General features: G+C 65.8%; 23 protein-coding genes. 15 read left to right on the top strand and 8 right to left on the bottom strand.

Going from position 1 to position 24,711, the window contains the following annotated elements; all coding sequences use genetic code 11:
• Window positions 1-13: 13 nt before the first annotated feature.
• From GV832_RS11780 to ileS, 3 genes are all read right to left on the bottom strand, one after another.
• On the bottom strand, window positions 14-1,168 hold the full coding sequence (locus GV832_RS11780; protein ID WP_168775068.1) for an MFS transporter: 1,155 nt from the start codon (window positions 1,166-1,168) through the stop codon (window positions 14-16).
• 109 nt (window positions 1,169-1,277) lie between these two features.
• Window positions 1,278-1,718, bottom strand: a complete 441-nt coding sequence (locus GV832_RS11775; protein WP_168775067.1) for a methylated-DNA--[protein]-cysteine S-methyltransferase — start codon at window positions 1,716-1,718, stop codon at window positions 1,278-1,280.
• A 36-nt stretch (window positions 1,719-1,754) separates the two neighbouring features.
• Complete coding sequence (gene ileS, locus GV832_RS11770; protein ID WP_168775066.1) at window positions 1,755-4,706, bottom strand: isoleucine--tRNA ligase; 2,952 nt, start codon at window positions 4,704-4,706, stop codon at window positions 1,755-1,757.
• A 212-nt stretch (window positions 4,707-4,918) separates the two neighbouring features.
• Here ileS and GV832_RS11765 point away from each other — a divergent pair, with 212 nt between their 5' ends.
• Together GV832_RS11765 and GV832_RS11760 are read left to right on the top strand one after the other, a co-directional pair.
• Window positions 4,919-5,335 (top strand): group III truncated hemoglobin, encoded by a 417-nt coding sequence (locus GV832_RS11765; RefSeq protein ID WP_168775065.1) that lies wholly within the window; start codon window positions 4,919-4,921, stop codon window positions 5,333-5,335.
• 137 nt (window positions 5,336-5,472) lie between these two features.
• A complete protein-coding gene (locus tag GV832_RS11760; protein WP_168775064.1) occupies window positions 5,473-5,835 on the top strand; it encodes a DUF2237 family protein in 363 nt (120 codons plus the stop codon).
• On the opposite strand, the gene GV832_RS11755 is transcribed toward GV832_RS11760, so the two are convergent.
• The 4 genes from GV832_RS11755 to GV832_RS11740 all read right to left on the bottom strand — a co-directional run bounded on the left by GV832_RS11755 (window position 5,832) and on the right by GV832_RS11740 (window position 8,632).
• Window positions 5,832-6,341, bottom strand: a complete 510-nt coding sequence (locus GV832_RS11755) for a helix-turn-helix transcriptional regulator (protein WP_168775063.1) — start codon at window positions 6,339-6,341, stop codon at window positions 5,832-5,834. The genes GV832_RS11760 and GV832_RS11755 overlap by 4 nt on opposite strands.
• Before the next feature lie 53 nt (window positions 6,342-6,394).
• On the bottom strand, window positions 6,395-6,925 hold the full coding sequence (locus GV832_RS11750; protein ID WP_168775062.1) for a PepSY domain-containing protein: 531 nt from the start codon (window positions 6,923-6,925) through the stop codon (window positions 6,395-6,397).
• Window positions 6,926-7,028: 103 nt separating this feature from the next.
• Complete coding sequence (locus GV832_RS11745; RefSeq protein ID WP_168775061.1) at window positions 7,029-7,538, bottom strand: PepSY domain-containing protein; 510 nt, start codon at window positions 7,536-7,538, stop codon at window positions 7,029-7,031.
• Window positions 7,539-7,969: 431 nt separating this feature from the next.
• On the bottom strand, window positions 7,970-8,632 hold the full coding sequence (locus tag GV832_RS11740; RefSeq protein ID WP_168775060.1) for an SDR family NAD(P)-dependent oxidoreductase: 663 nt from the start codon (window positions 8,630-8,632) through the stop codon (window positions 7,970-7,972).
• 313 nt (window positions 8,633-8,945) lie between these two features.
• Here GV832_RS11740 and GV832_RS11735 point away from each other — a divergent pair, with 313 nt between their 5' ends.
• From GV832_RS11735 to GV832_RS11695, 9 genes are all read left to right on the top strand, one after another.
• Complete coding sequence (locus GV832_RS11735) at window positions 8,946-10,511, top strand: 2-isopropylmalate synthase (protein WP_168775059.1); 1,566 nt, start codon at window positions 8,946-8,948, stop codon at window positions 10,509-10,511.
• Between the two features lie 166 nt (window positions 10,512-10,677).
• The gene (locus GV832_RS11730) at window positions 10,678-11,715 is read left to right on the top strand and encodes a rod shape-determining protein (RefSeq protein ID WP_168775058.1); all 1,038 of its coding nucleotides are present in this window, start codon (window positions 10,678-10,680) and stop codon (window positions 11,713-11,715) included.
• A 9-nt stretch (window positions 11,716-11,724) separates the two neighbouring features.
• Window positions 11,725-12,720 carry a rod shape-determining protein MreC gene (mreC, locus tag GV832_RS11725; RefSeq protein ID WP_168775057.1) on the top strand — a complete coding sequence of 332 codons (996 nt, stop codon included), beginning with the start codon at window positions 11,725-11,727 and terminating at the stop codon, window positions 12,718-12,720.
• Entirely contained in the window at window positions 12,713-13,252 is a 540-nt protein-coding gene (locus GV832_RS11720) for a rod shape-determining protein MreD (RefSeq protein WP_354001957.1), read from the top strand. The genes mreC and GV832_RS11720 overlap by 8 nt, the downstream gene beginning before the upstream one ends.
• Complete coding sequence (gene mrdA, locus GV832_RS11715) at window positions 13,249-15,192, top strand: penicillin-binding protein 2 (protein WP_168775055.1); 1,944 nt, start codon at window positions 13,249-13,251, stop codon at window positions 15,190-15,192. The genes GV832_RS11720 and mrdA overlap by 4 nt, the downstream gene beginning before the upstream one ends.
• A 4-nt stretch (window positions 15,193-15,196) precedes the next feature.
• The gene (gene rodA, locus GV832_RS11710) at window positions 15,197-16,336 is read left to right on the top strand and encodes a rod shape-determining protein RodA (protein WP_168775054.1); all 1,140 of its coding nucleotides are present in this window, start codon (window positions 15,197-15,199) and stop codon (window positions 16,334-16,336) included.
• The gene (locus GV832_RS11705) at window positions 16,333-16,947 is read left to right on the top strand and encodes a DUF1345 domain-containing protein (RefSeq protein ID WP_168775053.1); all 615 of its coding nucleotides are present in this window, start codon (window positions 16,333-16,335) and stop codon (window positions 16,945-16,947) included. The genes rodA and GV832_RS11705 overlap by 4 nt, the downstream gene beginning before the upstream one ends.
• 1 nt (window position 16,948) lies before the next feature.
• On the top strand, window positions 16,949-17,872 hold the full coding sequence (locus GV832_RS11700) for a 2-hydroxyacid dehydrogenase (RefSeq protein ID WP_168775052.1): 924 nt from the start codon (window positions 16,949-16,951) through the stop codon (window positions 17,870-17,872).
• 130 nt (window positions 17,873-18,002) lie between these two features.
• On the top strand, window positions 18,003-18,863 hold the full coding sequence (locus GV832_RS11695) for a DMT family transporter (RefSeq protein ID WP_168775051.1): 861 nt from the start codon (window positions 18,003-18,005) through the stop codon (window positions 18,861-18,863).
• A 70-nt stretch (window positions 18,864-18,933) separates the two neighbouring features.
• On the opposite strand, the gene GV832_RS11690 is transcribed toward GV832_RS11695, so the two are convergent.
• A complete protein-coding gene (locus GV832_RS11690) occupies window positions 18,934-19,791 on the bottom strand; it encodes a MurR/RpiR family transcriptional regulator (RefSeq protein WP_168775050.1) in 858 nt (285 codons plus the stop codon).
• A 105-nt stretch (window positions 19,792-19,896) separates the two neighbouring features.
• On the opposite strand from GV832_RS11690, the gene GV832_RS11685 reads away from it, so the two are divergent.
• From GV832_RS11685 to GV832_RS11670, 4 genes are all read left to right on the top strand, one after another.
• Window positions 19,897-20,664: an N-formylglutamate amidohydrolase gene (locus GV832_RS11685; protein WP_168775049.1), complete on the top strand. Its 768-nt coding sequence runs from the start codon at window positions 19,897-19,899 to the stop codon at window positions 20,662-20,664.
• Between the two features lie 64 nt (window positions 20,665-20,728).
• On the top strand, window positions 20,729-22,096 hold the full coding sequence (locus GV832_RS11680) for a glutamine synthetase family protein (RefSeq protein ID WP_168775048.1): 1,368 nt from the start codon (window positions 20,729-20,731) through the stop codon (window positions 22,094-22,096).
• 65 nt (window positions 22,097-22,161) lie between these two features.
• On the top strand, window positions 22,162-23,532 hold the full coding sequence (locus GV832_RS11675) for an aldehyde dehydrogenase family protein (protein WP_168775047.1): 1,371 nt from the start codon (window positions 22,162-22,164) through the stop codon (window positions 23,530-23,532).
• 3 nt (window positions 23,533-23,535) lie between these two features.
• Window positions 23,536-24,693, top strand: coding sequence for an iron-containing alcohol dehydrogenase (locus tag GV832_RS11670; RefSeq protein ID WP_168775046.1), 1,158 nt, complete (start codon window positions 23,536-23,538; stop codon window positions 24,691-24,693).
• The last annotated feature ends 18 nt before the right edge of the window (window positions 24,694-24,711 follow it).

Below are 24,711 nucleotides of genomic sequence, written 5' to 3'. Positions count from 1 at the left end.
AGCAGGAACTGCGTCAGCCCTTCACCCCATCGGCCGCCTTCGCACGGCCTGCCAGCGAAGCCACCACCAGGAGCAGGATGGCGACCGTGGCATAGGTGTAGCGGAAGCCCACATACTGGGCGACGAAGCCGATGACCGAGGGCGCCAGCAGGTAGCCCGCATAGCCGATCATGGTCGTGGTCGCGATGCCGGAGCCCGGCGGCAGGCCCGGGTAATTCCCGGCGGCCGAGAACATGATCGGCACCATGTTGGCCACCCCGATGCCCGCAAAGGCAAAGCCCGCGATGGCCACCTCGGTCGAAGGCGCCAGCGCCCCGATCACCAGCCCGACACCCCCGATGATCCCCGAGGCGCGCAGCGTCGTCACCGCGCCGAAGCGGTTCCTGACCGCGTCGCCCATGAAGCGCACCACGGCCATGGCGCCCGAGAAAAGCCCGAAGGCCAGCCCCGCCTCGGTCAGGTTGGCGCCAAGCTCGCGCTGGACATAGACCGCCGCCCAGTCCAGCACCGCGCCCTCGGGCACCATGGAAAACAGGGCCATGGCGCCCAGAAGGTAAAGCACCGGCACCGGCGGGAACATGCGCGCCTTGGGCTTTTCGGCCGCCTCATGCGGGGGGTCGGTGACGATGTAGCGCGCCATGACCAGAAGCGTCAGCGCGCACAAGGCCGCCACGGCCAAGGCCTGGCCGCCATAGCCCAAGGTCTCGATCGCCTTGCCGCCAAAGGCGCCGCCGATGAAGCCGCCCAGGCTCCAGAACCCGTGGGAGGAGGACATGATCGCCCGGCCGAGCTTTTGTTCGACCGAGACCGCATTGGCATTCATCGCCACATCCATGCAGCCGCCAAAGGCGCCGAAACCGATCAGGAAGGGCACGGCCAACCAGGGTGAGGGCATCAGGATCATCAGGGGGAACATCGGGATGAAACAGCAGGCAAAGACCAGGACCATGCGCCGCGACCCATGGGCCGCGATGAGCTTGCCCGCGAAGATCATGGCCGAAACCGCGCCCAGGCCGATCATGACGATCAAGACCCCCATGAGGCCGGAGTCGATGCCGTGACGCTCCATCATCTTGGGGATCTGCGGCGCCCAGGCACCCATGTTGAAGCCGTTGATCAGAAACAGGGCGGCCACCGCCCAGCGCCCCATGGCAGCATTCTCTTGCATCGCTCTCCCTCCGTTTGGGACTCTCTACAGGCCGGGGTGCTGCATCGGAAGAGACTGGCGATGCTTTGGTTTTTCACGTTTTGTGACGGGGGCGGGGCAAACTGTAACGTTATAGCAGCAGCGTCCCGCCCTCGTGGCGCAGAAGCCAGACCTTGGCCTCGACACCCCCCGGCGCCGAGAAGCCGCCCAGGGTCGTCGCCCCCAGCACCCGGTGGCAGGGCACGAGGATCGGCAGCGGATTGGCCCCGCAGGCCTGGCCCACGGCCTGGGCCGGGGCCTTCACGGCACGGGCGATCTGGCCATAGGTCCGCGTCTCGCCCTTGGGGATCTGCACCATCTGCCGCTGCACCGCGCCGGTCAGGCCGGGGCGAAAGGCCAGGGGCAGGTCGAAGGCCATGAGCCGGCCCGCGAAATACGCCTGCAGCTGGGCCAGGGCCTCGGTGATCAGGGGGGAGCTATCGGTCCCCTCGCGCCAGTGCAGCGCGGTCAAGGCGCCATCCTCCTCCGAGAGGCTGATGGGGCCAAGGGGGGTGATCAGGGTCTGGCGCATGGGGTCCCAAGGAAAAGGGGGCCCGAAGGCCCCCGATTACAGCGCGTCGTTGCAGCGGGCGCAGGTGCCCGGGTGCTTGTGGGTTCCGACATCGGGCAGAACCTTCCAGCAGCGCTGACATTTCTCGCCCGTTGCATGTTCGAAGACCACGCCGACGCCTTGGACTTCGGGCAGGCGGAAGGCCTCCGCAGGCTCGGGGTCGGCGGTCAGTTGCAGGCCAGAGGTGATGCAGAGGTCGGCGAAATTCACCGACTTCAGCGCGGCCAGGATCGCGGTATCGGTGACATGGACGACAGGCGCGGCCTCGAGGGAGGCGCCGATCACCTTGGCCGTCCGCTGCACCTCCAAGGCGCCGGTGACGGTGCGGCGGGCGGCGCGGATGCCCTCCCACTTCTGGGCCAGGGCCTCGTTGCGCCACGCCTTCGGCGTCTCGGGCAGGTCTTGCAGGTGGACCGAGCTATCCTCGCCCGGGTGACGGCAAAGCCAGACCTCTTCCATGGTGAAGACCAGGATCGGGGCCAGCCAGGTCGTCAGCCGGTCATACAGCGCCTCCATCACCGTGCGGCAGGCGCGGCGGGTGAGGCTGGAGGGCGCGTCGCAGTAAAGCGAGTCCTTGCGGATGTCGAAATAGAAGGCGCTGAGGTCGGTCGTGGCAAAGGTAAAGAGCTTCTGGAAGACGCCCTGGAAGTCATAAGCCGCATAGCCCGCGCGGACCTGCTCATCAAGCTCGGACAGGCGGTGGAGGACCCATTGCTCCAGCTCGGGCATGTCAGCGGCATCCACCCGCTCGGCGGCCTCGAAGCCGTTCAGCGCGCCCAGCATATAGCGCATCGTGTTGCGCAGGCGGCGGTAGCTGTCGGCCGTGCCCTTCAGGATCTCTTTCCCGATGCGCAGGTCCTGGGTGTAGTCCGACAAGGCCACCCAAAGCCGCAGGATATCGGCGCCATATTCCTTGATGACCTCTTCGGGGGCGACCGTGTTGCCAAGCGACTTGGACATCTTCATGCCCTTCTCGTCCAGCGTGAAGCCATGGGTCAGAAGGCCGCGATACGGTGCCCGGCCCTTGGTGCCCGAGGCCTGCAAGAGCGAGGAATGGAACCAGCCGCGATGCTGGTCGGTGCCCTCGAGGTAAAGGTCGGCGACGCCGTCCTCCGAGCCGTCCTCACGGTCGCGCAGCACGAAGGCATGGGTGGAGCCACTATCGAACCAGACGTCCAGCACGTCATAGACCTGTTCATATTGCGACGGATCGGCGAGGCCAGCGAGGACCTTTTCCTTGAAGCCTTGCACATACCAGACATCCGCGCCCTCGGCCTCGAAGGCGGCCTTGATGCGGGCGTTGACTTCCGCGTTGCGCAGAAGGAAGTCGGCATCACTCGGCTGCGCGCCCTTCTTGACGAAGCAAGTCAAGGGCACGCCCCAGGCGCGTTGACGCGAGAGCACCCAGTCCGGGCGGTTCTCGATCATCGCTTGCAGGCGGTTCTTGCCGATGGCGGGGGTGAAGGTCACGAGCTCGCGGATCGAGGTCAGCGCCCGCTCGCGGATCGTGGAGCCATAGTTCCCCAGCCCATCCTCCAGCTTGCGGTCGATGGCGGCGAACCACTGCGGGGTGTTGCGGTAGATCAGCGGAGCCTTGGAGCGCCAGGAATGCGGATAGGAATGCAGCATCGTGCCCTTGGCGAAAAGCGCGCCGACGCCGGCCAAGGCCTTGATGTTGGAGACATTCGCCGCCCCCTCCCAGGGGTTGCGCTTGTTCTTGGGATCAGGCTCGGAGCGCAGGATGGCCTGGCCGCCGAAGAGCGGCAGGCTCTGGCGATAGGTGCCATCGGCCTCGACGTTATAGGTCATGGGAAGGCCGAACTTCAGCCCCATCTGGTAGTCGTCATCGCCATGCGACGGAGCCGTATGCACGAACCCCGTGCCCGCGTCGTCGGTCACATGCTCGCCCGGCAGCATAGGAACCGGATAATCCCACTCGCCCTTGCCGCCCTCGATACCGCGGTAAGGATGGGCGAGGACCATCCCTTCAAACTCTGCGGGTTCCACCGAGCGAAGACGCGTAAGCGCTTCAATTCTTGATGCAGCTTTTACAGCCTCACTCAGCGCGTCTGCGATGATGAAGGTCTCACCAATGACAGTGCTAGAATTCTCGGCCTTAGCGTCGACCCGGTAGAGACCATAAGAGATGTTCGGGCCAAACGACACCGCGCGGTTTTGTGGGATGGTCCAAGGCGTAGTCGTCCAGATCACAACATTTGCAACATTGAGATCCATGTTGCGATACTTGGGTGTGCTTGACGAGGTGTCAGCTTCAAAATGGGACACCGGAAACCGCACCCAGATCGTGTGCGAGGTGATATCGTGATACTCCACCTCGGCTTCCGCGAGCGCCGTCTTTTCGACCGGCGACCACATCACCGGCTTGGAGCCCTGGTACAAAGCCCCGTTCATCAGGAACTTCATGAACTCGTCGGCGATGACGGCCTCGGCGTGGAAGTCCATCGTCAGGTAAGGATTGGCCCAGTTGCCGGTCACGCCCAGGCGCTTGAACTCTTCGCGCTGGATGTCGATCCAGCCCTCGGCGAACTTGCGGCACTCTTGCCGGAAGGTCACGACGTCGACATCGTCCTTGTTCAGACCCTTGGCGCGGTATTGCTCCTCGATCTTCCACTCGATCGGCAGTCCGTGGCAGTCCCAGCCCGGCACATAGCGGGCGTCGCGGCCCATCATCTGTTGGCTGCGGACGACCATGTCCTTCAGGACCTTGTTCAGCGCATGGCCGATGTGGAGGTGGCCATTGGCATAGGGCGGGCCGTCGTGGAGGGTGAAGTCCTTCCGCCCCGTCTTTTCGCGCAGGCGGTCATAGACGCCGATCTTCGCCCAGCGGGCCAGCCATTCGGGCTCGCGCTGGGGAAGGCCGCCGCGCATCGGGAAATCGGTCTCGGGCAGGAAGACGGTGTCGCGGTAGTCGGGAGTATCGGTGCTCATCGGGGGCATCCTGTGAGGTCGGAAAGGGCAGAAATGGCGAAATCCCGGCGCCTTAGGACGCCGGGCCGCTAATTCGGGCGATGAACACGCGAAATGCCATGCGGGCCTTATAGAAAAGGCCGCAAGGGGGGTAAAGGGGGCAGCGCGGAAAAGGCGCCCACTCGGGCAAAGCGTCTCATGGACAAGCGCCGCCCCGCGGGCAAGATGGCGCCATGGATCAGACCCAAGCCCTGCCGCCCCGCTTTATCGTGACCGATGCCGAGATCGCGCTCGTCGTCGAAGAGTTCTACGAGGCCATCCGCCAGCACCCGGGCCTTGGCCCGGTCTTTGCCGCCCATGTCACCGACTGGCCCGCGCATGAGGCCAAGATCGCGGGGTTTTGGCGCAATGCCATCCGGTCCGAGCGGAGCTATGAGGGCAACCCGATGCGCGTCCATGCCCAGGCGGGGGATGTGCGACCGGGGATGTTCATTCCCTGGCTCGGGCTTTTCGACAGCGTCCTGAAGCGCAACCTGGCGCCGGAAACGGCGGCGGCCTGGTCGGCGCTGGCGCATCGGATCGGCGAGAGCCTGATGATGGGGCTGATGCGCTGGAACCAGGGCGTGCCGAACCTCAAGGGTGGTGCGTGAGATCACGCACCCTACTGGGCTCGCAACATGGGCGGGGGAACCCGGGGTATACCCCGGGCTACGCGGTGGGAAGGGAGCGCCTGGCGCCAATGGGTTCTTCGGTTGAACCCGCGCGCGGATGCTCTATCATCCCACCCATGGAACCTTCGATCAACGTCCTTGGCGAAAAGCTGCAACCCTGCTCGACCGAGCCGATGACGGGGTTTTTCCGCAACGGCTGTTGCGACACGGCCCCGCAGGATCGCGGGCGCCACACGGTTTGCGCGGTGATGACGGCGGAGTTTCTCGCCCTGTCGAAATATCTCGGCAATGATCTTTCCACGCCGAAGCCGGAATGGGGCTTTGCCGGGCTGAAACCCGGCGACCGCTGGTGCCTTTGCGCCAGCCGCTTTCTGCAAGCCCATGACGAGGGCGCGGCGCCCAAGGTGAACCTGGCCGCCACCCATATCCGCACCCTGGACATCGTGCCCCTGGCCGTCTTGCAAGAGGCCGCGATCTAAGCCTCGGCCTGGGGTCTCAGCTTCGGGTCGTCGCGCATCAGGTCGTCGATGAACAGGCTCAGCAGTTGTGACCGCCCCGAGACCCCCGCCTTGCGGTAGATCGCGTTGGTCTGCGCCTTGACCGTCCCTTCCGAGGTCTGGCGCAGCACGGCGATTTCCGCCGTCGACATGCCCTTGATGGCAAAGAGAGCCACGTCACGCTCGGCCGGCGTCAGGCTCCACTCGGCGAAACGCTCTTCCAACAGGTCGAGGAAAGCCCCCGAGGCCCGCCGCAGCCGCTCTTGCGCCTTGTTGCGATCCAGCACCACGCGCCGCAGCGCCATGGCGCCCAGGATCAGGCCGATGATCAATCCAAGGGCGGCGCCGATTTCCAGGAGCTCGCGCATCTCCCAGCTGAGCGGCGTGTCCTCGAAACCGAAGATCGACGAGAAGATATCGGAGATGAACAGGATCGCGAAAAGCGCCTGGATAAAGAAGACGAGGGCGAAACCTGCAAGCCTGCCCATCACGCGTCGCTTCCGTCAGACGTCACGAAGGGATGCTCCCAGTTGCGGCAAAGTCAATTGTCGTCCTTCCCGCTGTCGTCATCTGAATCGTCCGACTTGTCGTCATCCGAATCATCCTTGCCCGAATCCTTGTCGTCGGAATCATCCTTGCCCGAGCCCGAGCCGCCATGCGACCCGCCGGAATCGCTGTCGTCGTCCTCTCCGTCGTCGTCGGAACCGGAGCCAGAACCAGAACCAGAAGACCCGGAACCCGAAGACCCCGAGCCCGACGTGCCGCCGCTCGAGGCGCCTGCATCGTCGTCCACATCGTCCAGGATCGTGGTGCGCGTGCCATCGCGCGCCCCGGTCCAAACGTCGCGGAGGATCTCTCCGGTGCGGGGATTGGCGATGATCTCGCGCTGGCCACCCCCGCGCGTGGCCAGGATGCGGATGCGCCCAAGCCAGGTCGTTTCGATATCGATCTGCGTGTAGCCCTGGGCGCGAAGCTGCGCGACGATGCTCTCACCGACATCCTGGGCAAAAGCGCCAAGCGCTGGAAAAACCAGCGCCCCCGCCATGACTGTGATCAGCTTCCGTCTGTTCATCACCACACCTGGCCTTCCTGGCCCAATTCATTTAGCGGAACACCGCCTCCACCTGCAAGTCACCCGGCCCCAAAGGACCGGGTGCAGTTCGTTTCGACAAGGCTCAGTCGTTGTCGCTGTCGTCGTCGTGGTCATCGCCACCGCCATGGCCGGAGTGGTCCGAACCGCCGCGGTCGTCGTCATGATCGTCGTCAGAGCCGTGACCGCTGGAATCGTCGTCATCGCGATCGCCGCCGTGATCGTCGCCCACATCGTGGTCCGCGCCGTCATCCGACCCCCGGCCACGGCCATGGTCATCATCCGAATCGTCGTCCGACCCATCCGTGAAGTCGGTCGCCGAGGTCTGGACCTCGACCGAGGTATCGTTCAGGTCGCGGGCCCGGGCCGGCTTTTGCTCCTGCTTGAGGATCGAGCCCGAGGCGATGTCATAGACGACCTCGACCTTGGTGCCATTCTTGACGGCTTCGACCTTGATCTGGGTGATACCGGTCGTGACCTCGATCGCGTTGAACCCATCGGCCTGGTAGGAGGCGACCAGGTCGTTGGCGGTGACCGCCGCGAAGGCCGAGGCGGCCGAGAGAACGAAGGCGGCGGAGAGAAGCAGTTTTTTCATCGTCAGTCCTTTGGGTGGCACAAGGCGGCGGTTGGGGATCGGCCCCGGGGGGAAGGGGCCACCCTGCCTCGGGCCGGCTGGGGGACAGCGCTGGGGGGCGCTTCAGCCGAAACCCGGGCAGGGTGGCACAAAATCGGGGCATTTCGGGCTCTGGCCTTGCGGGCCGGGGACAGTCGAGCCCGCCTCCGATCTTGAGGGGTGATCCGTAAGCCTCCACGTTCTTGCATCTGGTGCAGCGGCGGGATTGCCGTTGCGATGAGATGACCTTGCCCCGGGGCTGGACGGCAGGAAATGCGTCTGGGGTTTAGGTTTGGCGCCTTCTTACCGCCGTAACCCGGCATAAACCCCAGTTTAGGGGACTTCCGGGGCCGATCTTCAGACCTTGGTCCGAGGGATTCGGCGCACCGGATCCGACCTCGGTCGGCAGCGGCTTACCAGGGGATGGTCAGGCCCTGCGCATCGACGAATCGCCCGCTGTCCGACGCGGTGCAGCGTGACAGGACCGAAAGGAGATTCGCCGCCGCCTCGGCGGGAGGAACCGCCGGATGGGACCCCCTGTGGGCGGCGGTCAGGCGGGTGTCCACCGTCCCCGGGTGAAGCGCCAGGAGACAGGCCCCGGGATGGGTGCGTGCCACCTCGATGGCGGCGGTGTGGATCAGCTGGTTCAACGCCGCCTTGGCCGCGCGATAGGCATACCAGCCGCCCAGGTGGTTGTCCCCGATCGAGCCCACCCGGGCCGAAAGCGCCGCGAAATGGCAGGCCCTGTCGCGCGGCATCAGGCGCAGCGCGTGCTTCAGCACCAGGAGCGGCCCCGTCGCATTCAGCGCGAACTGCGCCGCCAGGGCCGCAGGGTCCAGCGCCCGAAGCGTCTTTTCAGGCCCGCGCGCGCCGATCACCAGGGCGCCGGTCGCCACGAAGACCAGGTCGAAGCCCGGCTCCAGCCCGCCCAGCGCCGCCGCGACCGAGGCCTCGTCAGTGACATCCAGCCCTTCGGCACGGCCAAGACCCGTCACCGCCACGCCCTGCGCTGTCAAGGCCGAAGCCAGTGCCGCCCCGATCCCCCCGCTGTGTCCCACGACCAATGCCCGTTCCATCCCGCTCTCCCCTTCCCTGAAAAACCTGCGGCAGCAGCCCTTGGGCGGGCCTCGATGGCCCGCCCAAGGGCAGACTTCATCTGGTGCAGCCGCGCCAAAGGTCCAGATTCTGCCGCGCCCCCCCTTTTCTTTCGCGATTCCCTCCTTATAGTCGCCCCCCATGACCAAGGATCGCATCAGCATTCACGCTTTGCCCGGGGGCCCTGCCCTCTCCTTGGGGCTGCTTCTTCTTACCCGCCTCTGAGCGTGCCCATGGGCGCGACCGCTCGGAGGTGACCAGCGCCCGAAGAAGCAAAAAACCTCCGAGGACAAGATGACTCAATCCCGCGTTCTGATTTTCGACACCACCTTGCGTGACGGGGAACAATCCCCCGGCGCCACCATGACCCACGAGGAAAAGCTGGAGATCGCCTCCCTCCTCGACGAAATGGGCGTGGACATCATCGAGGCGGGCTTCCCCATCGCCTCCGAGGGCGACTTCGCCGCCGTCTCGGAAATCGCCAAGCGCTCGAAGAACTCCACGATCTGCGGCCTGGCGCGCGCCAATTACAAGGACATCGACCGCTGCTGGGAGGCCGTGAAGCACGCCCACTCGCCGCGCATCCACACTTTCATCGGAACCTCTCCGCTGCACCGCGCCATTCCGAACCTCGACATGGACCAGATGGCCGAGCGCATCCATGACACGGTCTCCCATGCCCGCAACCTCTGCGACAATGTCCAGTGGTCGCCCATGGATGCCACCCGCACCGAACATGACTACCTCTGCCGCGTGGTGGAAATCGCCATCAAGGCCGGTGCCACGACGATCAACATCCCCGACACCGTGGGCTATACCTATCCCTTCGAAAGCGCCAAGCTGATCGCCATGCTCCTCGAGCGTGTCCCCGGCGCCGATGAGATCATCTTCGCGACCCATTGCCACAATGACCTCGGCATGGCGACGGCCAACTCCTTGGCTGCCGTCGAGGCCGGCGCCCGCCAGATCGAATGCACGATCAACGGTCTGGGCGAGCGCGCGGGCAATACCGCGCTGGAGGAAGTCGTCATGGCCATGCGGGTCAGGAACGACATCCTGCCCTATCAGACCAAGATCGACACGACCAAGATCATGAACCTCTCGCGCCGGGTCTCTGCCGTCTCGGGCTTCCCGGTGCAGTTCAACAAGGCCATCGTCGGCAAGAACGCCTTCCTGCATGAAAGCGGCATCCACCAGGATGGCGTCCTCAAGAACGTCCAGACCTTCGAGATCATGCGCCCCGAGGATATCGGCGTCACCGCCGACAATATCCAGATGGGCAAGCACTCCGGCCGCGCGGCCCTGCGCGCGAAGCTGAAGGCCTTGGGCTTCGACATGGCCGAGAACCAGCTGAACGACGTCTTCGTCCGCTTCAAGGCCTTGGCCGACCAGAAGAAAGAGGTCTACGACGAGGACCTGATCGCACTGGTCAAGGATGAGGCCATCAACGACGAGAACGACTTCCTGCAGGTCAAGCGCCTGCGCGTCGTCTGCGGCACGGAAGGGCCCCGCGAGGCCGAACTGACCCTGCTGATCGACGGTGTCGAGCATTCCACCGACACGACCGGAGACGGTCCGGTCGATGCCGCCTTCAACGCGGTGGACGACCTCTTCCCGCACAAGGCCACCTTGGAGGTCTACCAGGTCCATGCCGTGACCGAGGGCACCGACGCCCAGGCCACCGTTTCCGTCCGCCTGTCGGAAGACGGCCGCATCGCCACGGGCTCTTCGGCGGATACCGATACGGTCGTGGCCAGCGTGAAGGCCTATGTGAACGCCTTGAACCGGCTGATCGTCCGGCGGCAGAAGACCGCGCCGGACAGCGACGTCAAATCGGTGAACTACAAGGATCAGCACTGATCACGGCCCAAACAGGGCCAAAGTGTTCGAAAATGACAAGCCCAGGAACGCCGCGCGGGCTTCCGCGCGGCGTTCCGGTTTCGACTCGCACTTGGGACCGCTGCTCTTTATATGCAGGTGATCGTCTCGGGCTGCCCGAGTCGGCTGCGGAATCGGGGGCTTTGCCATGTCAATTCTTTCCAACATCTTCTCGTCGGATATGGCGATCGACCTTGGGACGGCGAACACGCTGGTCTATGTCAAGGGTCGCGGGATCATCCTGAACGAGCCTTCCGTCGTGGCCTATCACGTCAAGGACGGGAAGAAGCAGGTCCTGGCCGTGGGCGAAGATGCCAAGCTGATGCTGGGCCGGACGCCCGGTTCCATCGAGGCCATTCGGCCCATGCGCGACGGCGTCATCGCCGATTTCGACACCGCCGAAGAGATGATCAAGCACTTCATCCGCAAGGTGCACAAGCGCTCGACCTTCTCCAAGCCCAAGATCATCGTCTGCGTCCCCTATGGCGCCACGCCCGTTGAAAAGCGCGCGATCCGGCAGTCGGTCCTGTCCGCCGGCGCCCGCCGCGCGGGCCTGATTGCCGAGCCCATTGCGGCGGCCATCGGCGCGGGCATGCCCATCACCGATCCGACCGGCAACATGGTCGTCGACATCGGCGGCGGCACGACCGAAGTCGCGGTCCTGTCGCTGGGCGACATCGTCTATGCCCGCTCGGTCCGCGTCGGCGGTGACCGGATGGACGAGGCGATCATCAGCTATCTCCGCCGTCACCAGAACCTCTTGATCGGCGAATCCACCGCCGAGCGGATCAAGACCACCATCGGCACGGCGCGGATGCCTGACGACGGCCGTGGCGCCTCGATCACCATCCGGGGCCGCGACCTGTTGAACGGCGTGCCGAAAGAGACCGAGATCAACCAGGCCCAGGTCGCCGAGGCCCTGTCCGAACCCGTCCAGGCGATCTGCGACGCGGTCATGCAGGCGCTGGAGACCACCCCGCCCGACCTCGCCGCCGATATCGTGGACCGTGGCGTGATGCTGACCGGGGGCGGGGCTCTCCTGGGCGACCTGGACCTGTCCTTGCGCGAACAGACCGGGCTCTCGATCTCGGTGGCCAACGAACCTTTGAACTGCGTGGCTCTGGGCACGGGCAAGGCTTTGGAGTATGAAAAGCAGCTTCGCCATGTGATCGACTACGACAGCTAAAGGCCCGTCATGGCCCGCGCCCGCTACGAGACCGAAGATTTCACCCGGCCGCTGCGCCGGGTGCTTGTGGGCCTTCTGGTCCTTTTCCTGCTTGTCCTTTTTCTGATCTGGCGCATCGACAGCCCAAGGGTCGAACGTTTTCGCACGGCGCTTCTGGACCGCGTGGTTCCCGACTTGAGCTGGGCCATGGTGCCGGTCACCAAGGCCTCGGGCATGGTCGAGAACTTTCAAAGCTACGCCCGGCTTTACGAACAAAACCAGGAGCTGCGCGACGAGTTGCAGCGGATGAAGGCCTGGAAAGAGGCAGCACTTCAGCTGGAACAAAAGAACGCCCGCCTTCTGGATCTGAACAACGTGCGGCTCGATCCGATGCTGACCCAGGTGACGGGGCAGGTCCTGGCCGACAGCGGCAGCCCCTTTCGGCAATCCGTCCTGTTGAACGTCGGACAAAGGGACGGCATCCGCGACGGCTGGGGGACGATGGACGGCATCGGCCTGGTCGGGCGCATCTCGGGCGTCGGAGAGCGCACGGCGCGGGTGCTCTTGCTGACCGACAGCTCCAGCCGCATTCCGGTCGTCGTCCAGCCCTCGGGGCTGAAGGGCATCCTTTCTGGCGACAATTCCATGTATCCGGCGCTGGATTACCTGGAACATCCCGACCAGATCAGCCCGGGGGACCGCGTGGTCACCGCGGGGGATGGCGGGGTCTTTCCGGGCGGGCTCCTGGTCGGAGAGGTTGTCCTTGGCGCCGACAAGCGCCTGCGGGTGAACCTCGCCGCTGATTACCAGCGGCTGGAATATCTGCGCGTGTTGCGGTCCTATGCCTCGGCGCCGATCTCCGACCCCGGCGCGCTTCTGGTGCCCGAGCCGCCCAAGCCCCTGCCCGCAGGCTTCCAGGGACCGCTCTTGCCGGCCGAGGGCCTGCCCGTCACCAACACCGACCCCGCCGCCTCGGCGCCTGCCGCCCCGGTGGAGGATGCCACGAACGAGGCGCGCAGTGATTAGGGCCTGGATCGGAGAGCTCTGGCTGCACCGGCTGGTCTTCCTGGCCGTGGTGCTGGTGCTGCTTTTGGTCCGCCTCTTGCCCTTGAACACCACGGCGGGCCATGTCCCGGGGCCGGACCTCTTGATCTGCCTGATCTTCGCCTGGATGGTGCGGCGGCCGGAATACCTGCCCGCGCCGATGATCGCCGCCGTGGTCCTGGTCGAGGACCTGCTTCTGATGCGCCCCCCTGGCCTTTGGGCGGCCCTGGTGCTGGTGGGGGCGGAGTTCATCCGCTCGCGCTCTGCCCTGACGCGGGAACTGTCCTTCGGGGTTGAATGGCTTCTGGTCGCGGGGGTCATGATGGGGGTCTTTGCCGCCAACCGCCTGCTTCTGGGCCTGGCCTTCGTCGAGCAACCGGCCTTTGGCATGGGCCTGGTGCAGATCCTGTGGTCGGTGCTGGCCTATCCCGCCGTCGTGGCCTTCAGCCGCTATGGGCTTGACCTGCACAAGCCCGCCACCGGAGAAATCGACGAAAGGGGGCGGCGGCTATGAGACGACCGGTGCGCGACAGCGAGGACAGCCACCGCAAGCTGACGCGGCGCGCCCTGGTCATGGGCGGCGCGATGGCGGCGACGATTGCGGTGCTGGGCGGGCGGATGCGCTATCTTGGCGTCGACCAGGCCGAGGACTTCGCCCTTCTGGCCGAGCAGAACCGCGTCAACATCCAGCTGATCCCCCCCGACCGCGGCCTGATCACCGACCGCAACGGCAAGCTGATCGCCGGGAACGAGCAGAATTACCGTGTCGTCATCACCCGGGAGGGCGCGGGCGATGTCGAGGCCGTGCTGAACCGGCTTTCCCACCTGATCCCCCTGACGCGGGGCGACATGGAACGCGTGTTGCGCGATGTCGGCCGCAACCCCTCCTTCGTGCCGATCCCGGTCAAGGATCGGCTGTCCTGGGAGGAATTCTCGCGCGTGACGGTCAATGCGCCCGCCCTGCCGGGCGTGTCTCCGGATGTGGGCTTGAGCCGGGTCTATCCGCGCGACACCGATTTCGCCCATGTCGTGGGCTATGTCGGCCCGGTGTCCGAGAAAGACCTCGAAGGGATCGAGAACCCCGATCCCCTGCTGCGCATCCCCAAGTTCCAGATCGGCAAGATCGGGGTCGAGAAGTGGCGCGAGGATGTGCTGCGGGGAGCGGCGGGCAACCGCAAGATCGAGGTCAACCACGTCGGCCGCGTCATGCGCGAGCTGGAGCGGACCGAGGGCGAGGCCGGCGCCGACCTGATGCTGACCATCGACGCCGATGTGCAGAACTTCGTCCAGGTGCGGTTGGGCGAGGAAAGCGCCTCTTGCGTCGTCATGGATGTGACGAACGGCGATATCATCGCGGCGGCCTCGGCGCCCTCTTTCGACCCGAACCTCTTCGTGCGCGGGATTTCCTCGGCCAATTACAACGTGCTGATGCAGAACGACCACCGACCGCTTGCCAACAAGGTCGTGCAGGGCGCCTATCCGCCGGGCTCGACCTTCAAGATGGTGACGGCGCTGGCGGCGCTGGCCGATGGCAGCCTGGACGTCGAGACCACGGTGCGTTGCCCGGGTTACCTGGAGTTCGGCGGGCGGCGCTTTCACTGCTGGAAGCATGGCGGCCATGGCAAGGTGGACCTCGCCCGCAGCCTGGCCGAAAGCTGCGACGTCTTTTACTACGAGATCGCCCAGAAGGTCGGCATCGACAAGATCTCCGAGATGGGGCGGCGGCTTGGCCTGGGGATGCGCCATGATCTGCCCATGTCGGCCATCACCGAGGGCATCCTGCCCACCAAGGAATGGAAGCAGACCAAGTACAAGCAAGACTGGCGGATCGGCGACACGATCAATGCCTCGATCGGTCAGGGCTATGTCCTGGCCTCGCCGCTGCAACTGGCGGTGATGACGGCGCGGACGGCGACGGGGCGGGCGGTCGTGCCGCGCCTGATCCGCGCCATCGACGGGGTCGAGACCAAGGTGGCCGAGGCCGAGAGCCTGGGCATCCCCGAAAGCCACCTGGAGGCGGTGCGGGCGGGGATGAACAGCGTGGTCAACAGCCAGCACGGCACCTCTTACGGGGCGCGGGTGGCGGCGGCGGACAAGAAGATGGCGGGGAAGTCGGGGACAAGCCAGGTCCGCAACATCTCGGCCAGCGAGCGTGAGACGGGGGTCGTCGCCAACACCGACCTGCCCTGGAAATTCCGCGACCATGCGCTGTTCGTGGCCTATGCCCCGGCCGATGCGCCGCGCTATGCGGTGGCGGTGGTGGTGGAACATGGCGGCGGCGGGTCATCGGCGGCGGCGCCGGTGGCGCGGGACGTGCTTCTGCGCGTCCTGACCGGCGCCCTGCCCGACCCGGCCGACTATCCCGAGACCCAGCGCAAGCGCATCCAGTCGATGCTGGAGGAGCTGCGCCTGCGCAACCCCGATGGCACGATGCCCGCCGAGAAGAAGGTCTAGGACGATGTCATTCCTGGAATACCGGGTCAAATTCGCCCCCACCGGCTTCGGCAAGGTGCTTTACGTCAACTGGGGGCTTTACCTTGTCATCACCGCCTGCGCGGCCATCGGCTGGCTGATGCTCTATTCGATCTCGGGCGGGGATATGGACCAATGGGCCGGGCCCCAGATGAAGCGCTTTGCGGCGGGCCTGGTCCTGTCACTGATGATCTGCCTGACTCCGATCTGGTTCTGGCGGTCCATGTCCGTGGCGGCCTATTGCGCGACCTTCGTGCTTTTGCTGATCGTGCAGTTCTTCGGCGTCGTGGGCATGGGGGCGCAGCGCTGGATCGACATCGGCTTCATGCGCCTGCAACCCTCCGAGCTGATGAAGGTCGCCCTGGTCATGATCCTGGCGACCTATTACGACTGGCTGCCCGACCGGCGCGTTTCGCGGCCCTTGTGGGTGCTGGTCCCGGTGGCGCTGATCCTGGCGCCCGCCGCCCTGGTCTTTCTGGAGCCCAACCTCGGCACCACGCTGATGCTGGTCGTCGCGGGCGCCGGGGTGATGTTCGCCGCCGGGGTGAGCCTGTGGTATTTCGCCGCCGTGGCCGGGGTCTTCGGCGCCGGAGTGGCGGGGATCTTCCTGTTGCGCGGCACGCCCTGGCAACTGATCCACGATTATCAATACAAGCGGATCGACACATTCCTCGACCCTTCCGCCGATCCCTTGGGCGCAGGCTACAACATCACCCAGGCCAAGATCGCGCTCGGTTCGGGAGGCTGGACGGGCAAGGGCTTCATGCAGGGCACCCAAAGCCGCCTGAACTTCCTGCCGGAGAAGCACACCGACTTCATCTTCACGACGCTGGGAGAGGAGTTCGGCTTCGTCGGAGCAATATCGCTCCTGACGCTTTACGCCGTGATCCTGGTCTTCCTGTTCTGGGCCGCGCTGCAAAACAAGGACCGCTTCTCGTCGCTTCTGCTCATCGGCATCGCGATGAACTTCTTCCTTTACCTGGCCGTGAACCTCGCCATGGTCATGGGGCTCGCCCCCGTGGTCGGCGTGCCCCTGCCCTTCCTGAGTTACGGCGGCTCGGCGACGCTGGTTCTGCTGATCGCCTTTGGCCTGGCGCAAAGCGCCATCGTCCACCGGCTGAGATGAGGCTTTGGCGCAAACATAAGCGCTTCCTGCTGGCCCTGGCCCTGGGGCTGGCGATCTGGGCTGCGGGCTTTGGCCTTGCGCCCGAGATGCGGGCCCTGGCCGGGGTGAACGGGTTCTTCTTCACTTACCTCCTTCTCGTGGCCCTCATGGGCCGCAGCCTGACGCCCGAGGCCCTGCGCGCCCATGCCGAGATCGAGGACGAGGGCGCCGCCCTGATCCTGATCCTCGCGCTCTTGGGGGTAGGGGTCAGCCTTTCGGCCGTCTTCCTGGTCTTGAACCGCGAAAGCAGCCTGCCCGAGGCGCTCTTTGCCCTGGCCGCCGCGCCTTTGGGCTGGGCGACGTTGCAGGTCATGGCCGCCTTCCGCTATGCCCATCTCTGGTTCGCAGCCGAGCCCGAGGGCGGCCTTGTCTTCCCCGGCGAGACGCCGCCCGACATCTGGGATTTCTTCTACTTCGCCCTGACCGTGGGGATGACTTTCCAGGTCTCGGACGTGGTCGTGACCTCGCCCCGGCTGCGGCGGATGGTGATGCTGCATGGGCTGGGGAGCTTCTTCTTCAACACCGTCATCCTGGCCCTGGCGGTGAATGCCGCCCTGGCCTTATCGAGGTAACATGCTGATCCTTTTCGCCGCCCCCGCACTTTGGCCGGAATACGAGACCCTTCTGCCCGCTGCCCTGGCCCGTGCGGGGATCGAGGCCCAAGTGGTGACCGAGGCGGATCCGGCCGAGGTCGACATCATCATCTATGCCCCCTCCTCCTGGCTGCAGGACTTCACGCCCTATGTGAAGGCCAAGGCGGTCTTGAACCTTTGGGCGGGGGTGGAGCGGATCGTGGGCAATGCGACCCTGACCCAGCCCCTGGCCCGGATGGTCGATCCGGGCCTGACCGAGGGGATGGTGGAATGGGTGGTCGGTCATGCGCTCCGCCACCACCTGGGGATGGATCGCCAAATCGTGAACCCTGGCCATGTCTGGGACCCCACCTGCCCGCCGCTGGCCCGCTCGCGTCCCGTGGCGATGCTGGGGCTCGGCGCGCTTGGCCTGGCCGCCGCGCGTGCGCTTCAGGCGATGAACTTCCCCGTGACCGGCTGGAGCCGCACGGCCAAGGAGATCCCCGGCCTGACCTGCCTTTCCGGCAAAGAGGGCCTGCGTCAGGCGCTCTCGACCGCGCAGATCGTGGTGACGCTTTTGCCCAAGACGCCCGAGACCGAGAACCTCTTGAACGCCGAGCGGCTCTCCTGGCTTCCCAAGGGCGCCGTGATCCTGAACCCGGGGCGCGGGCCCCTGATCGACGACGAAGCGCTTCTGGCCGCCCTGGACGCGGGCCAGGTGGCCCATGCGACGCTGGATGTCTTCCGGGTCGAGCCCCTGCCGCAGGATCACCCGTTCTGGGCCCATCCGAAGGTCACCGTCACCCCCCATATCGCCGCCGACACGCGGGCCGAGACGGCAGTCGAGGTCCTGGTGGCGAACATCGCCCGCGCCCGCGACGGCCTGCCGCTCTTGCATCTCGTCGACCGGAGCCGCGGCTACTAAGCGCCGGGAGGGCGCTGCCCTCCCGGACCCTCCCGGAGATATTTGGGCCAAATTGAAAGCCATAGAGGTCGCTTTCCTGCCATCAGCCCCGCGCGCCCCCGGTTAAGGTCGCGGGAAAACGGGGGCTTGGATGCGGTATGGGACGGGGGCTGCGCTGGTCGTGGCGGCGGGCGTGGTCTGGTCGGTGCAGGGCGTGCTGATCGGCAATATCGCCGAGGCTGGGTCTTGGACGGTGCTCTTGTGGCGGTCGCTGGGGATGCTGCCGGTGATGCTGTTGTGGATCGGCCCGGGCCAGACCTGGGAGGCGATCCGCGCCATGGGCTGGGCCGGGGTCCTGGGCGGGCTGGGCCTGGTCTTTGCCTTCGGCGGCGCCATCACCGCGCTGCAATCGACCACGGTGGCCAATGCGGTCCTCTTGTTCTCGGCCTCGCCCTTCCTGGCCGCGCTCTTCGGCCGGGTGATCCTGGGCGAGAGGGTCAGCGCCCTGACCTGGGGCGCCATTGCGCTGGCCCTGGGCGGCATCCTCGTCATGGTGGGCGGCGTGGGCCAGATCGGCGGCGGCACCGGCTTTGGCACACTGGCGGCGCTCCTTTCGGCGGCGGGCTTTGCGGCCTTCACCGTGGCGGTCCGCTGGGGCCGGGTCAGCGACACTCGCCCCGCCGTGCTTCTGGGCGGGGTCTTCTCGATGCTGGTGGGCGGGCTCGTAGCCCTTGTCACGAGCCAGCCGCTCCTCGTGCCGCCCCTCGACATCTCCCTGGCCTTCGGCATGGGCGCCGTCACGCTGACAGGCGGCATGGCGCTTTACACCGCAGGCTCCCGCGTCGTCCCCGCCGCCCAGGCCACGCTCTTCTCCCTGATCGAGGTCCTGCTGGCGCCCCTCTGGGCCTGGGCCTTCCTGTCGGAGACCCTGTCCAAAAACACCGCAATCGGAGGCGCCATCCTCCTGACAGCCGTCGCCCTGAACGCCGCCCTGGGCCTCCAGCGCCGCTGATCCCTTTCAGCTTTTCATAAATATCCCACGGGAGGGTCCGGGAGGGTGTGAAACCCTCCCGGGGGTGAAGCTAGCGATGCCGCCGAAAGAACCGCGTCCGCGCGTAAAGCTCTTCCAGCCGCCGAAGCCGGGGCTCCGTCACCTCCCAGGTCGCGTTCTGCACCGCGGCCAGAAGCGTCTCGACCAGGACCATCAGCACCGCGTTGCTGTCCCAGGCGCTTGGCGCCTCGACATGGGCGCACATCACGTGCCGCGCATGGGTCGCCGCCGGAGAGACCCAGCGGTCGGTGATCAGCACGATCTCCGCCCCCTGCTCCTTCGCCATCTCGGTCACCTGCAGCACCGCATTCTCATAGCGGCGGATGTCGAAGACCAAGAGCACATCGCCCGCCTGCATCTCCAAGAGCGCAGGCGGCCAGGTGGCGGAATTGTCGGACAGCAAGGTGACCTCGGGCCGGATCGCCGACATCAGGCTTGCGAAGTAATCGGCCAGGGCATGGGTGATCCGCCCGCCCAGCGCAAAGACCCGCCGCGAAGGGTCGGCCAAAAGCCCCACCACCGCGTCGAAATCCTGGGGGTCGATCTGGTTCAGCGTCGCCTGCAGATTGGCCACCACGGCTTCGGCGAAGCGGGTCAGCATATGGCCCGAGGGCACGCCCTGGGCCCGCATCGCCTGCTTGGTGATGGGCGTGACCAGCATGGCCTCGACCTCGCCGCGAATCGAGCCCTGGAAGTCGGGATAGCCCTTGTAGCCCAGCTTTTGCGCCAGCCGCACGACGGTCGGCGTGGACACCTGGGCCGCCTTGGCCAGCTGGGTGATCGAGCCCAGGGCCGCCACCGGGTAATGCGACAGGATATGGGTGGCCAATTGCCGCTCGGCCCGGGTCAGATCGGGAAGCGCCGTGCGCAGTTGATCGTCCAGTGTCATGCTCACCTCCCCGCGATGTAAACATCGTAACAGGATTCCCACGCAGGAAACAATCTTGACAGTCGGCCCGCGCCACGACAGCCTGCGAAAAACAGGGAGACTGCGATGGCCGCAAAGGTCCTTGCGCCGATCATCGAAAACGAGGCCTCGACCGGGCGGCTGGTGCTGGTCTGCGAACATGCCTCCAACGCCTTCCCGGCGCCCTGGGGCGACCTGGGGCTGACGGCAGAGCAGCGCCGCGCCCATATCGCCTGGGACCCGGGCGCGCTGGCCGTGGCGCGAGGCCTGGCAAGGCGGCTGGACGCGGTCCTGATCCATGCGCCCGCGACCCGGCTGATCTATGACCTGAACCGGGCGCCGGATATGCTGGGCGCCATGCCCGCGCGGTCGGAGATCCACGACATCCCGGGCAATGCGGCGATCTCGGCCACGGAGCGCCTCGCGCGGACCGAGGCGCTGTACCTGCCCTGGGCCAATGGGCTGCACAACCTGATCGCAAGGCGCATTGCCCTCGGCCTGGCGCCGGTCCTGGTCACGATCCATTCCTTTACGCCCATCTATCACGGCCGTCCACGCTCGGTCGAATTCGGCGTGATCCATGACGCCGATGCCACCCTGGCGGTCGCGATCCATGACGCGGCCCGCCGCCTGACCCGGCTGAATGCCGAGCTGAACGCGCCCTATTCCGCCGCCGATGACGTGACCCATACCCTGCGCGTCCAGGCGACGCCCTATGGCCTGCCCAATGCCATGCTGGAAATCCGCAACGACCTGATCGCGGATGACGCGGCGGCGGATCAGATGGCCGCGACCCTGGCCCCGGTGATCAACATGGGCCTGACCGAGATCCAGAAGCAGGCGAAGGCGTCCTGAGGGCGCCTCGACCTGCCACCTTGAAGCCCCGGAAAGGGGCCACACCCAACAGAGGAACCCAGATATGCCCGGCAATCTGACCCTAGACCAATTGAAAGACCTCGTCGACCAAGGCCGCATCGACACCGTTCTGGTGGCTGCGGTGGATATGTGGGGGCGCCTCGTCGGCAAGCGCTTCCACGCCGCCTTCTTCGTCAATGGCGGCTACAAGGAAACCCATTGCTGCGACTACCTGCTGACCGTCGATCAGGAGATGAACACGGTGCAGGGCTATAAGAGCAGCTCCTGGACCACGGGCTATGGCGATTATGTCATGAAGCCCGACCTCGGCACCTTGCGCATGGTGCCCTGGCTGGAGGGGACCGCTCTGGTCCTTTGCGACCTGATCGACCACCACACCCATGCAGAAGTCCCGCACTCCCCCCGCGCCGTGCTGAAACGCCAGGTCGCCCGCGCGAAGGCCATGGGCTTCGATGCGATGATGGCGACCGAGCTGGAGTTCTATCTCTTCGAGAACTCCTACAACAACCTGCGCGATGGCGGCTTGAAGGCCTTGCAGCCGGTCAGCGCCTATAACGAGGATTACCACATCTTCCAGACCACCAAGGAAGAGGACGTGATGCGCGCCGTCCGCAACGGGCTTTACGGCGCGGGCATCCCGGTCGAGAACTCCAAGGGCGAGGCCGATGCGGGGCAGGAAGAGATCAACTACCGCTATTCCGATGCGCTCGACACGGCCGACAACCATTCCATCGTGAAGAACGGCGTCAAGGAGATCGCCTGGAAGGCGGGCAAGTCGGTCACCTTCATGGCGAAGTATGACACCAAGAAGGCCGGGTCCTCCAGCCATATCCACCAGAGCCTCTGGACCCTGGACGGCAAGCCCGCCTTCCAGGACGAGGCGGGCGAGCATGGCATGTCCGACCTGATGCGGCACTACATGGCAGGCCAGCTGCACCATGCGCGCGACATCACGGCCTTCCTCGCGCCCTACGTCAACAGCTACAAGCGCTTCTGCGTGGGGCTTTTCGCGCCGACCAAGGCGGTCTGGTCGTCCGACAACCGCACGGCAGGCTTCCGGGTGTGTGGCGAGGGCACCAAGGCGATCCGGGTGGAATGTCGCATCCCGGGGTCGGACGTGAACCCCTATATGGCCTGTGCCGCGCTTCTGGCGGCGGGTCTGGACGGGATCGAGAAGAAGATGGCGCTGGAGCCCGAAATGCGCGGCGACATGTACCAGACCCAGGGCATCCGCGAGATCCCCAAGACGCTGCGCGATGCGGCGGCGCTGATGCATGGCTCGGCGATGCTGCGGGCGGCCTTTGGCGATGACGTGGTCGAGCACTACCATCACGCCTGCCAATGGGAGATTTCCGAGACTGACCGCGTGGTGACGGATTTCGAACTGCAACGCGGCTTCGAGCGGGCTTAATGCGGAGGGCGGGGTTCACCCCGCCTTTCGCCGAACGGCGGGGTGAACCCCGCCCTACGAGGTGTATGATGATCCAACTGATTTCCCCGGTCGATGGCCGGGTCTATGCCGAGCGGCAGCCGTTGTCCCAGGACGCCGCCTTTGCCGCTGCCACCCGGGCCCGCGCGGCGCAGAAGGCCTGGGCCTCGCGTCCCCTGGCCGAGCGCATCGCCCTGGTGCGGGCGGGCATCGCCAAGCTGAACGAGAAAAAGGCCCAGATCGTCGAGGAAGCCGCCTGGCAGATGGGCCGCCCGACCCGCTATAACGAGTTCGGCGGCGTGAATGCTCGCACCAACTATATGGCCGAGATCGCCGCCGAGACCCTGGCGCCGAAGGTCATCGAGGATTCGGCCTCCTTCCGCCGCTATATCGCGCGCGAGGCTCTGGGCGTCGTCTTCGTCATCGCGCCCTGGAACTATGCCTACCTGACCGCGATCAACACCATCGTTCCGGCGCTGATTGCCGGGAATACGGTCGTGCTGAAGCATGCCTCGCAGACCTTGCTGGCGGGCGAGCGCCTCGCCGAGGCCTTCCATGCGGCGGGCGTGCCGGAGGATGTCTTCCAGAACGTGGTCCTCGACCATGCGACGACCGAGGCGCTGATCAAGGCGCGAAGCTTCAACTTCGTGAACTTCACGGGCTCTGTCGCGGGCGGCCAGGCCATCGAGCGCGCAGCGGCGGGGACCTTCACGCCCCTCGGGCTGGAGCTCGGCGGCAAGGACCCGGGCTATGTCCGCGCCGATGCCAACCTCGATGCGGCGGTCGATACGCTGATGGATGGCGCGATGTTCAACGCGGGCCAGTGCTGCTGCGGGATCGAGCGGATCTATGTCCATGAGAGCCTCTACGACGCCTTCGTCGAAAAGGCCGCCGCCTGGGCCAAGGCCCTGACGCTGGGCAATCCCTTTGACGAGGGCACGACCCTGGGCCCGATGGCCAATGTCCGCTTCGCCGCCGTGGTGCGCGATCATGTGGCCGATGCGCTCGCCAAGGGCGCCAAGGCCCTGATCGATCCGAAGGACTTCCCGATGGACGGCGGCGCCTATGTCATGCCGCAGGTCCTGGTCAACGTGGACCATTCCATGAAGGTCATGACGGAAGAGACCTTTGGGCCCGTGGTCGGCATCATGAAGGTCAAGTCGGACGAAGAAGCGCTCGCGCTGATGAACGACTCGCCCTATGGCCTGACCGCCTCCATCTGGACCGAAGACTATGACACCGCCGCCCAGATCGGCGCGCAGATCGAGACCGGCACGGTCTTCATGAACCGCGCCGATTACCTCGACCCGGCGCTGTGCTGGACGGGCTGCAAGGACACCGGGCGGGGGGGCTCGCTGTCCTACCTCGGCTATATGTCGGTCACCCGGCCGAAATCCTATCATCTGAAGAAGGTCTGAGACATGACGCACAACGTTCCGAACCGGAATTGGAACTACCCGACCGCGATCAAATTCGGCGTGGGCCGGATTGCCGAACTGGCCGAACATTGCCTCTCGGTGGGGATCAAGAAGCCGCTTTTGGTGACCGACAAGGCCCTGGCCTCCTTGCCGATCACCACCCAGGCGCTGGACGTGCTGGAAAAGGCGGGCCTTGGCCGCGCGGTCTTCTCCGAGGTCGATCCGAACCCGAACGAGAAGAACATGGAAGACGGCATCGCTGTCTACCTGGCCGGAGGTCATGACGGCGTCGTGGCCTTTGGCGGCGGCTCGGGGCTGGACCTTGGGAAGATGATCGCCCTGATGGCGCATCAGCGGAAGGACCTGAGCGTCTGGGACCTGGAGGATGTCGACGACTGGTATACCCGCGCCGATGCCTCGAAGATCGCGCCGATCATCGCGGTGCCGACCACGGCGGGGACGGGGTCCGAAGTGGGCCGTGCGGGGGTTTTGACCAATGCGGCGACGCACAAGAAGAAGATCATCTTCCACCCGGCCCTGATGCCCAAGGTCACGATCTGCGACCCGGCCCTGACCGTCGGCATGCCGCGTTTCATCACCGCTGGCACGGGGATGGACGCCCTGGCCCATTGCCTGGAGGCTTACAGCAGCCCCTTCTACCACCCGATGTCCCAGGGCATCGCGCTGGAGGGCATGCGGCTGGTCTTCGAAAACCTGCCGAAGGTGTATGACAACCCGAATGACCTGGATGCCCGCGCGCATATGATGAGCGCTGCCGCCATGGGCGCCGTGGCCTTCCAGAAGGGGCTCGGCGCGATCCACAGCCTCTCCCACCCGATCGGCGCGCTTTACAACACCCACCACGGCACGACCAACGCGGTCGTCATGCCCATGGTCCTGGACTTCAACCGGGCGGTGATCGAGGACCGGATCGCCGCCGCCGCCGCCTACCTGGGCTTCAAGGGCTTCGACGGCTTCAAGCAAGCCGTCATGGAGCTGCGGGCGAAGCTCGGCATCCCGGCGAACCTCACCGCCCTTGGCGTCAAGAGCGAGGACCTCGACCAGCTCACCGAATTCGCGCTGGAGGACCCGTCCTGCGGCGGTAACCCGGTGGTGATGACGGCGGAAAACACCCGTGCGCTCTTCGAGGCCTGCATGTAACCTCTGACGGGCCGGGGG

It is taken from the genome of Stagnihabitans tardus (genome assembly GCF_009925085.1).
GTDB lineage: Bacteria > Pseudomonadota > Alphaproteobacteria > Rhodobacterales > Rhodobacteraceae > Stagnihabitans > Stagnihabitans tardus.
The sequence above is the reverse complement of the archived record's forward strand: the minus strand, read 5'-3'. Positions and strand labels throughout refer to the sequence as shown.

What these genes read in the sequence shown, in the direction of transcription:
- GV832_RS11670 (WP_168775046.1), top strand. Translation starts at nt 23,536, where the DNA reads ATGACGCACAACGTTCCGAACCGGAATTGGAACTACCCGACCGCGATC.
- GV832_RS11730 (WP_168775058.1), top strand. Translation starts at nt 10,678, where the DNA reads ATGTCAATTCTTTCCAACATCTTCTCGTCGGATATGGCGATCGACCTT.
- mreC (WP_168775057.1), top strand. Translation starts at nt 11,725, where the DNA reads ATGGCCCGCGCCCGCTACGAGACCGAAGATTTCACCCGGCCGCTGCGC.
- GV832_RS11700 (WP_168775052.1), top strand. Translation starts at nt 16,949, where the DNA reads ATGCTGATCCTTTTCGCCGCCCCCGCACTTTGGCCGGAATACGAGACC.
- GV832_RS11680 (WP_168775048.1), top strand. Translation starts at nt 20,729, where the DNA reads ATGCCCGGCAATCTGACCCTAGACCAATTGAAAGACCTCGTCGACCAA.
- GV832_RS11750 (WP_168775062.1), bottom strand. Translation starts at nt 6,925, where the DNA reads ATGAACAGACGGAAGCTGATCACAGTCATGGCGGGGGCGCTGGTTTTT.
- GV832_RS11695 (WP_168775051.1), top strand. Translation starts at nt 18,003, where the DNA reads ATGCGGTATGGGACGGGGGCTGCGCTGGTCGTGGCGGCGGGCGTGGTC.
- GV832_RS11735 (WP_168775059.1), top strand. Translation starts at nt 8,946, where the DNA reads ATGACTCAATCCCGCGTTCTGATTTTCGACACCACCTTGCGTGACGGG.
- mrdA (WP_168775055.1), top strand. Translation starts at nt 13,249, where the DNA reads ATGAGACGACCGGTGCGCGACAGCGAGGACAGCCACCGCAAGCTGACG.
- GV832_RS11685 (WP_168775049.1), top strand. Translation starts at nt 19,897, where the DNA reads ATGGCCGCAAAGGTCCTTGCGCCGATCATCGAAAACGAGGCCTCGACC.
- GV832_RS11690 (WP_168775050.1), bottom strand. Translation starts at nt 19,791, where the DNA reads ATGACACTGGACGATCAACTGCGCACGGCGCTTCCCGATCTGACCCGG.
- ileS (WP_168775066.1), bottom strand. Translation starts at nt 4,706, where the DNA reads ATGAGCACCGATACTCCCGACTACCGCGACACCGTCTTCCTGCCCGAG.
- GV832_RS11745 (WP_168775061.1), bottom strand. Translation starts at nt 7,538, where the DNA reads ATGAAAAAACTGCTTCTCTCCGCCGCCTTCGTTCTCTCGGCCGCCTCG.
- GV832_RS11675 (WP_168775047.1), top strand. Translation starts at nt 22,162, where the DNA reads ATGATGATCCAACTGATTTCCCCGGTCGATGGCCGGGTCTATGCCGAG.
- GV832_RS11755 (WP_168775063.1), bottom strand. Translation starts at nt 6,341, where the DNA reads ATGGGCAGGCTTGCAGGTTTCGCCCTCGTCTTCTTTATCCAGGCGCTT.
- GV832_RS11775 (WP_168775067.1), bottom strand. Translation starts at nt 1,718, where the DNA reads ATGCGCCAGACCCTGATCACCCCCCTTGGCCCCATCAGCCTCTCGGAG.
- GV832_RS11760 (WP_168775064.1), top strand. Translation starts at nt 5,473, where the DNA reads ATGGAACCTTCGATCAACGTCCTTGGCGAAAAGCTGCAACCCTGCTCG.
- rodA (WP_168775054.1), top strand. Translation starts at nt 15,197, where the DNA reads ATGTCATTCCTGGAATACCGGGTCAAATTCGCCCCCACCGGCTTCGGC.
- GV832_RS11740 (WP_168775060.1), bottom strand. Translation starts at nt 8,632, where the DNA reads ATGGAACGGGCATTGGTCGTGGGACACAGCGGGGGGATCGGGGCGGCA.
- GV832_RS11780 (WP_168775068.1), bottom strand. Translation starts at nt 1,168, where the DNA reads ATGCAAGAGAATGCTGCCATGGGGCGCTGGGCGGTGGCCGCCCTGTTT.
- GV832_RS11705 (WP_168775053.1), top strand. Translation starts at nt 16,333, where the DNA reads ATGAGGCTTTGGCGCAAACATAAGCGCTTCCTGCTGGCCCTGGCCCTG.
- GV832_RS11765 (WP_168775065.1), top strand. Translation starts at nt 4,919, where the DNA reads ATGGATCAGACCCAAGCCCTGCCGCCCCGCTTTATCGTGACCGATGCC.